The 6,873-nt window shown below is 60.8% G+C and carries 6 protein-coding genes and 1 pseudogene; 1 reads left to right on the top strand and 6 read right to left on the bottom strand.

Going from position 1 to position 6,873, the window contains the following annotated elements:
- Window positions 1-413 precede the first annotated feature (413 nt).
- The gene (locus BKN37_RS30295) at window positions 414-566 is read right to left on the bottom strand and encodes an aromatic-ring hydroxylase C-terminal domain-containing protein (protein ID WP_341271941.1); all 153 of its coding nucleotides are present in this window, start codon (window positions 564-566) and stop codon (window positions 414-416) included.
- A gap of 39 nt (window positions 567-605) precedes the next feature.
- Between BKN37_RS30295 and BKN37_RS24830 the strand changes: the two are divergent.
- A pseudogene (locus tag BKN37_RS24830) lies at window positions 606-854 on the top strand (IS256 family transposase); the annotation flags it as partial.
- 172 nt (window positions 855-1,026) lie between these two features.
- Here the strand turns inward: BKN37_RS24830 and BKN37_RS24835 are convergent.
- The 5 genes from BKN37_RS24835 to BKN37_RS24855 all read right to left on the bottom strand — a co-directional run bounded on the left by BKN37_RS24835 (window position 1,027) and on the right by BKN37_RS24855 (window position 6,746).
- Window positions 1,027-1,953 (bottom strand): TIGR03620 family F420-dependent LLM class oxidoreductase, encoded by a 927-nt coding sequence (locus BKN37_RS24835; RefSeq protein ID WP_071029671.1) that lies wholly within the window; start codon window positions 1,951-1,953, stop codon window positions 1,027-1,029.
- A 35-nt stretch (window positions 1,954-1,988) separates the two neighbouring features.
- Window positions 1,989-2,471 carry an SRPBCC family protein gene (locus tag BKN37_RS24840; protein ID WP_242657353.1) on the bottom strand — a complete coding sequence of 161 codons (483 nt, stop codon included), beginning with the start codon at window positions 2,469-2,471 and terminating at the stop codon, window positions 1,989-1,991.
- A gap of 702 nt (window positions 2,472-3,173) precedes the next feature.
- Complete coding sequence (locus BKN37_RS24845; protein ID WP_071029675.1) at window positions 3,174-3,611, bottom strand: DUF6262 family protein; 438 nt, start codon at window positions 3,609-3,611, stop codon at window positions 3,174-3,176.
- Complete coding sequence (locus BKN37_RS24850) at window positions 3,598-5,430, bottom strand: tyrosine-type recombinase/integrase (protein WP_131823687.1); 1,833 nt, start codon at window positions 5,428-5,430, stop codon at window positions 3,598-3,600. Before BKN37_RS24850 ends, BKN37_RS24845 begins: the two co-directional genes overlap by 14 nt.
- A gap of 233 nt (window positions 5,431-5,663) precedes the next feature.
- On the bottom strand, window positions 5,664-6,746 hold the full coding sequence (locus tag BKN37_RS24855; RefSeq protein ID WP_071029679.1) for a tyrosine-type recombinase/integrase: 1,083 nt from the start codon (window positions 6,744-6,746) through the stop codon (window positions 5,664-5,666).
- Window positions 6,747-6,873 lie beyond the last annotated feature (127 nt).

The raw sequence follows: 6,873 nt of genomic DNA on the forward strand, positions 1-6,873 counted from the left end.
ACTTTGGTAGGTAACTCATTGACCACTACGCGATGGCCCACCCCAAGCCCGGTATCGACACACCCCAACAGGGATCCGTCCAGATCAGCCCCGGTCCCGAAACCCCACCACCCCAGGGGACTTACCCGAGGTAGTCCAGGTCGTTCGAACCGGGGGGTGCTCCGTTTGCCTAGTTCAAACGCTCCTGATGCCTTTGGGCCGGGGTTGACTCACCAGGCTTATCCCCAGATGCTCGCGGCGGAAGGCTTCACTGGTTGGTATGACGAACGCGGTGTCCCGGCGCCATGGCCTGACGACTTTTGTGAGCCCGATGGTGGCTGGCATATCACCGGAATGGAGTGCCCTGCCGTCGTCGCTGATCCCAGGCGATCGTTCTAAACGAACTTCCGCCAGTGTTTTTGGCGTGAAGGGTGTTAGGTAAACCACCTGTCAAGCGCATCCGGTAACGAGGTGGTGGCACCGTCTCCAACCCAGGCGACGTGGCCGTCGGGTCGGACCAAGACGGCATCTGCGGCCAGTAATCTGTCCGATGACTGGGAGCTTCCAGACTCCGCGGTATTGCGCATCGATCATCTGCACTCGATCCGACCAGGGCGTGATGTCGAAGTCCGACTTCGACCATGCGGTTGCCGACCAAGATCACCAAGGGCCCGGGATCACGCGCGGCTGGAATTGCCATGGTCTACAAGCCGATTGACGCCGCACAAGCACGTTGGCGGGCCGTCAACGCCCCGCACTTGGTCACCCTGATCCGTGCAGGCGCGGTCTTCCGCAAAGGCAAACTGCTCGAAAGGGCCACCGGCATCACCCCACCGACAACGCCGTCAAACGGCGACGAGCACACGGGAACGTAGGGCGCCTGAAAACCCGATCCACACGTCTTGACTATTCTCCTCGTCGAGTCGGCCGACTCGGTGGCGTTCTAGAGGTGTGTCAGCGGCGACGCGCATTGGCGGAGCTGTCTCGTCGCGGTTTGGTGTCTGAACGTGGGTAGCGCGCTGAGGACTGGGCAGGGTTGTTGCGGGATTACTGCGGTGTCAGCCCGAGGGTGGTGGCGAGTTCGGTGAGTCCGGGCATCAGGGTGGGTGCGACGGCTGCGAGTTCAGGGATGCGGCCGTGGTTGGCTTCGATTGTCGCCGGGTCGATTGCGCCCATATCGAAGCCGGGGTGCAGTGGTTGTATGGCGACGTGGTCGGCGCCGGCGTGCAGATGGGCACGCAGCCCTTCTGCGATCTGTTCGGTGGTTCCGTGTGACACGAGCGCGTCGACGAGTGCATCGCTGGCGACGTCACCCGGTGTGAGATCAGGGAATCCGAAATCGTTGAGGGTGCTGACGTAGTTGCTCATCTGCAGGTAGAACGCGAGGGTTTGGCGCGCGGTGTGTCGGGCGGTGGCCGGGTCGGTGTCGAAGACGATCTTGCGTTCGGGGGCCAGCAGCGGGCCGTGGCCGAGCACGCGGCGCGCGAACCGGGTGTGTTCGACGGTGGTGAGGTATGGGTTCGCGCCACCGGCACGGCTTTTGGCCAGGGTCAGCATCCTTGTGCGCAACGCTCCGATCGCGATCCGGTTCTGAGGCACCCCGGCCGCAGCGAGCGCGTCGAGGTAGGCGCTGACCCCTTGGTAGGGCGTCTGTGGGTGATCGCCGAGGTGTTCGCGATGGCCGGCGCCGATACTGAGCAGGAAGCGGCCGGGGAACCGGTCTTCCAGCCGAAAGAATGACTGCGCCACTTCGTGTGCGGGTGCGGTCCAGATGTTCACTACGGCCGATCCGACCATGATCGAGGTGGTCTGCTCCAAGACGGTTTCGATGGCTCGCAATCCCGAGTCGAAAACGGCGGGTATCCAAATTGCGGTGTAGCCAAGTTGTTCCACGATGGCGGCGCGGCCTTCATCGAAGAAGCTCAGGCCGGCGAATACTCCGAAGCTGCCGGTGGGGATGTGTTCATTGACCATGGGTGGACCTATCTGTGCCTCGCGTTGTTCACGGTTTATGACTTGTTGGAATCGGTGGTCTCGCAGTGGTTCTTGAGGTTGGCCAGAAAAGCGGCGTGGATCTTTCGCATCATTGCGGGGGCTAGGAGCCGTTCGACGTATTTCATGAAGCCGTCGGCGCCGTGCCAAGAGGTCTGTGCGGTGACCAACGATCGTTGAGGTTCACCGTGCTGGAGGGGTGCCACGGTGTAGGAGGTGGTCAGTGTCGAGTTGTTGTCTCGCTCCACAACAGTGAGGGGTCTGGCGTCGATGACCGCGACCTCGAACTCGCGGGACCGGGTTTTGGTGAAATGCAGGATCCAACTGGCTACGGTTCCGGGCCCGTGTCCGCCGTGGAGGACGTGGTAGTCGGTGTAGTACGGCGCGGGTAGAAGGGTTGGCCGCGCGTATTCGTAGTCCGCCAGCAGCTCGAATATGCGCTCCGGCGGGGCTGTCACCGGCAACGAATAGTTGACATCCATATTGCGGGGAACCTCCATGACTGGGACTGGAAATGTGGCGTATGGCGGCGGGGCTAAACCACCAGTGCGTAGACACGGTTAATTCGAGGCGCTTAGTGCGCACACCGAATCGGTATGTGGGGCTGCACAATTCCCCGGAATGGCCGTGCGTCGCCTACTATAGCGATATTCAGTCGGCAAGAGAACATGATGAATATCACCTTGCGATGGTCGTGGAACTCTGAGCCCAACCAGTCGGTTGGGTAACCACTTGGTGAGTCGCCACGGGATCAACGGCCCGCTGCGTCCCCATCTCGACGCCGAGGGTCGTCCCTGCGCACGACCGCACCGGCACGGGCCAAAGTCGCCGACATGGAGGGGGCCGCCGAACCCATCACTGAGTTGGGCAAGCTGCACCACGCATGTGTCCGCGAGCGCGGTCTTGCATTCGACGTTGGGCCACCACGACCACCCCTGACATCGGCGTGCAAGAACGGCTGACGCCCATAAAACGGGTCGCCAGTTACATGTAGACGTCGAAATCCAATTCCGCGCAACGTCGTACACATGCCACTGACGCACAGATCAGCTCAAAGAAGGCAATCGACTTGAGATGTTACAGATAAGCGATCTCGGGATGCGCGTCTAAAACCGGCGATCAGACGCCTCGTCGATGACCTAGCTACCCGCTCATTACCGTTGCCAGACGCGGAAGATGCGGGCATGGTAGGTATCGCCGTCTCACGAGCCTTCTGCGGGCCTTGTGGTGGTCGCGTGGTGAGTTATCCGCTTCTCCCGCTGCAACGCCAGCAGGTCGCCGCGTAAGGCGGCGTTTTCGTTGCGCAACTGTTCGTTCTCGGCCCGCAGCTGGCGATGAATCTGGGCGGCTACGGCGAGTTTGACCGTAGCCGAAGTTTCGTCCGAGTGGGACGCGTGCGGGCTGGGTTCGATTCGTGGTGCGGGCTGGCGGCGGCGTTCGGTGATCTGCCGGCGCAGATCGTCGTTGGCGTAGAGGAAACCTTTTGAGACTTTGGCTTCAAGCGCGACCGTGTTGAAATTGATGGGAATGCCACGGTTCTCCAGCGCGACCAGTGCGCGGCGTGCACGTGATTGCGCATCTTCGCTCTTGCGCGCCGCCGCGGCTCGTAAGTGCTCGGTGCGGTCGTCAGTTGTCGACATGGGTGCCCTCGACTCGTGGTGCCTGGCTTAGTCCGTCGATGATCTTGTTGAGCTGGTCGATGGTCTTCTCGTGGACGTCAGCAGCTCGTTGGCGTCCGTCGGCGCGGGCGAGGTCGAGTTCGCGGACGGCGTCGTCGCGCTGACGGATGTGAATTGGTAGGAAAGTCGGGGTTGTTCTGAAGAACGAGCAGCTGAGGCAGGGGCTTGGCAGGTACTCACATTTTTGTTTCTCCGGCAGAGCGCAGAATCCGTTCGGCAGCGTGGATCGGATGAAGCGATCGCGCAGCCGCTCGACATTGAGGTTGTCTGTGCTCATTGGTTCCACGGCGCGGCCGTGGAAATCGACTGAGCGGTTGATGAATTCGAGGTACTTGTCGCGTAGCGTGTCGTCGTTGATTTCTGCGTATGCCTGCATCATGGTTGGGCTCTTGTGGCCCAGGAACGTTTGGACCTCGTATTGGCTCCACCCTTCATTGAGGAGGCCAGTGGCGATACTGTGCCGAAACCGATGCAACTGCGGTCCGGTCAGCGTCTCGCCGGTCAGCGAGGAGTGAACGATCCCGTGCCGCTGATAGACCTTCCACAAGAAGGGGTTGAATCGGGCGTATGGCCACGGTGTCACGGCGTCAGGGTTAATGATGGGATTGCTCCGGGGACTCTTGCCGGCGTAGGGAAACATCCACGGGCAGTTTGGGCTATAGGTATCGGCGACCCATTGTGATTGCGCGACGAGGTCACGGCCGAGGTTGGGCGGCAATGGAACTCGGCGCCAGTCTTGGATTTTCGATTGAAAGTACTCCAGCGTGTAGCCGCGTCCGTCCACGTAGGTGACGCTGTCGCGAGCCAAGGTCAGTGCTTCACTCGAACGGGGGCCGACCGCCCGGCACAACCGCAGTATGAGGCGCTCGATCCTCGGTAGCGCCGATTGATCGGCGATGAGTGCATCGATGGCCTGGAGTATGTCGGCGGGGAACGGTTTGGGCTTCCGTGTGATTGGGACCGTGTTCTCGCCGTAGAGAAGAAACGTCGTGTCGGGAAGGTCGGGGACTATGTCGCGGTGGCGAAGCTCGGTGAGCAGACGTGCCACGACATTGACGGCTCGTATGTCTGTCGGGGTGGTGTCTTCGTCGCGTACCCATGCGACGAAATCGAGAAAGGCCATCCGCGATAATGCGGACGGTTCGATCTGGCCGATCTCCTCGTCGAAGTATCGGCTGAGCAGTGTCCCACCACGTGCATACGACTGGATCGTTGACCATGCGCGAGAACTGGATTGCAGATGATCTCGCGCTAAGGATTTGAGTCCGCTGCGCAGCCAGCTGCATGTGACATTGGACCAGCGGATCGCCGCGACGGCGTCATACTTGTTGCTTCCCGGTCGATCGATGTCTGTTCCGCGCCAGATATCGGCATCCCACGGGTCAACGCGAGCTTCATCGAGTATGACGAGAAGTGAACGGATCGTAGCGGCAAAATTTCTTGCAGGGGCGCCACTTTCGTTCGGGAACATCGCAGCTAAGCAATCGGCAGCACCGCGAAGGTCAGCTGGGGGGAGCGGGAATTCGCGAAGACTCCCGAGTCCATATTTGACTGCTAGATCAATCGCACCACGCAGCACATTGACGATGTAGTCACCGTTACGCCACTTCATCCGCGCTGTTTTGATCGCGGTCACGTAGCGGAGCTCGTCAGCAAGTGTGCCCGGTGCTTGGGTGAAATCGATTGGCGGATAATAGGGTTCGCGGTTGTTGGTCCCGCGTTGTTCCAGAATCGGCCGAGCTGTTGATTGCTCTTCGGCGAATGTGTCGATATTGGTCACGTCGGGTGACTTTCGGAATCGCGATCGGTGCCCAAGGCATAACACGTCAGTGGCGCGGACAGGATCTCCTTCGGCCCGTCCGGCCGGCCGGTCACATGTCGCTACGGCGCAGGTCGTTGCGCCGGAGGTCGCCTGGCGGAGAGGACGTGGGATCAGCCAGATGTCGGTGTTCCATGGCCCGTCGGGAATGCGGAAAGTGTCTGGGGCCAGCCGCTTGGCGGCGTCCGGGACCGTCACCGCTCAGTCCTTGCCAGGTTGCTCTGCCAGTACTTATCTGAGATGTCGTCGTCGGCCAGGTGAATGTACTTATCTGCGCTGGTTGCCGAAGCCTGCCCGAGCCGTTTGGCGATCTGGGGTGCCGACCAGCCTTCTCGGGCAAGGGCCGTTCCGTGGGTGTGCCTGAGCGTGTGCGGGGTGAGTTTGACTCCTGCTCGGTCACCGATTCCGGTGACGACCTGGATGGCGTTGGCGTAGCTCATTGGGCGGCCGCGGTTCTGCAATTGCAGATTGACGAATACATAGTCGCTGTCGATGCCTAAAGCAAGTTGTTCGTCCATCAGGCTTTGTGCGTAGTAGTCGAAAAAGCGCGTGGGGAGGTCAACGGTGAATTCGTTGCGTTGCTTGGACAACGCCCCGTTTGCGTTGTTGGTTCGGCGGACGATTCTGGATCGCCTCCGCGCGATGTCGAGGTCTTCGTGCAGAATCCCCAGGCACTGCGAGACCCTGAGTCCGCCGTCAAACAGGCCACTGAGCAGGAGACGGTCGCGGGCGGTGTTGGCGGCGTGAATCAGTAGCTGAAAGTCCGATTCGAAGTTGATGATCTTGGGTGCTTTGGCGTTCGGTCCGCGGACTTTTAGGCGGCGATCAGTCGCTGGGGGTTGAGTCTTGACGTGTGCCAGGAAGCTGTAGGACTTGCGACGGCCGGTGCCGCTATCGCCATACAATTGTAGTTCCTGGGGACCGCGGCCTTCCAATCTCCAGTAGTTCAGGAACGAGTGGACCGCTGCCAGAACTGCCTCACAGGTCGACCGGCTTCGTGGTGCCTGCGGCCGATACTCGCCCACGCGTTCGAGTGATCGGAGTGTGCCATCGGCCAGATCGTGCGCGAACATGCATAGCCCGTCGAAGTCGAGATGGCACCAATCGGCTCCCCGGACGTCTAACCACCGGAAGAAAAGCGCGAGGTGGCGGGCATACGACTCGATAGTGTTCGGCGAGCTGTCTATCGCGTGCAGATACAGAAGAAATCTGTCTGCGTCTTCGATTGGACAACCGGCTTCATCGACGACCGTGGTGGACTGCCGACCGCTGGGCATGGGTAAGTCCCCTGGGGTGGTGGGGTTTCGGGACCGGGGCTGATCTGGACGGATCCCTGTTGGGGTGTGTCGATACCGGGCTTGGGGTGGGCCATCGCGTAGTGGTCAATGAGTTACCTACCAAAGT

The sequence above is a fragment of the Mycobacterium talmoniae genome (genome assembly GCF_001854525.1).
Classification (GTDB): Bacteria; Actinomycetota; Actinomycetes; order Mycobacteriales; family Mycobacteriaceae; genus Mycobacterium; species Mycobacterium talmoniae.

Excerpts from the sequence above, each read along its gene's own strand:
- BKN37_RS30295 (WP_341271941.1), bottom strand. The coding sequence starts at position 566 with ATGCGCAATACCGCGGAGTCTGGAAGCTCCCAGTCATCGGACAGATTA.
- BKN37_RS24835 (WP_071029671.1), bottom strand. The coding sequence starts at position 1,953 with ATGGTCAATGAACACATCCCCACCGGCAGCTTCGGAGTATTCGCCGGC.
- BKN37_RS24840 (WP_242657353.1), bottom strand. The coding sequence starts at position 2,471 with ATGGAGGTTCCCCGCAATATGGATGTCAACTATTCGTTGCCGGTGACA.
- BKN37_RS24845 (WP_071029675.1), bottom strand. The coding sequence starts at position 3,611 with ATGTCGACAACTGACGACCGCACCGAGCACTTACGAGCCGCGGCGGCG.
- BKN37_RS24855 (WP_071029679.1), bottom strand. The coding sequence starts at position 6,746 with ATGCCCAGCGGTCGGCAGTCCACCACGGTCGTCGATGAAGCCGGTTGT.